This is a genomic window from Corynebacterium sp. HMSC08F01 (assembly GCF_001807545.1).
Classification (GTDB): Bacteria; Actinomycetota; Actinomycetes; order Mycobacteriales; family Mycobacteriaceae; genus Corynebacterium; species Corynebacterium coyleae.
The window spans coordinates 1-646 of the sequence record NZ_KV789288.1; the positions used below are offsets into that span (position 1 = coordinate 1).

Genomic DNA, 646 nt, shown 5'->3' on the forward strand with positions numbered 1-646 from the left:
TGTGTCTGATCTGATGTAGGTGGTCCAGTTCGGCTTGGGAAGTAGTCCGTTTCGGCGGCCTGTTTTAGTCCGTTTCAGCGTGAAAAAGTAGGCCACTTTCCTGGTGCGTTGCTGTGACTGGTGTGGCTCTTTTGGAATGAAAAAGGGCCATGCCGAGTAACCATCCCAGTAGGTTTCTGTTCCTGAGAAATGTCCCATCTTCGTTTGGCTGCGAGGTCCGGGACTTGGTTTTTCAGGAAGGGACCAGAAAGTAGATGACAATCAGCATGACCACGATCGAAACTATCAGACAGCTCGATGACGAGGGAATGTCCCGACGAGCGATCGCGAAGGCGGTATCGGTATCTCGCGCTACGGTCGATAAGTACGTCAACCAGGACGATTTCAGCCCTATCCCGCCAGTTAAGTTACATAAGCCAGGATCACTAGCGCTCGGTGAGACGTTGTGTGCCGTGATTGATCGGTGGCTTGAGCAAGATCAGCGCATGCCGCGCAAGCAACGCCACACTGCGCAGCGCATCTGTGACCGGCTTGCCGCCGAACATGGATATACCGGCTCGTATTCGCCGGTACAGCGCTACGTCAAGCAGTGGAGGCAGGACCATAAAGCCCCAGGAGATGGGTTCATGGAGTTGGAATGGTCTCC

The 646-nt window shown here is 54.2% G+C and carries 1 protein-coding gene; it reads left to right on the plus strand.

The window, feature by feature from the left end; all coding sequences use genetic code 11:
• Nucleotides 1–266: 266 nt before the first annotated feature.
• On the plus strand, nucleotides 267–646 hold a 380-nt coding region (locus HMPREF3171_RS02865), incomplete at its 3' end, for a helix-turn-helix domain-containing protein (protein WP_168161868.1).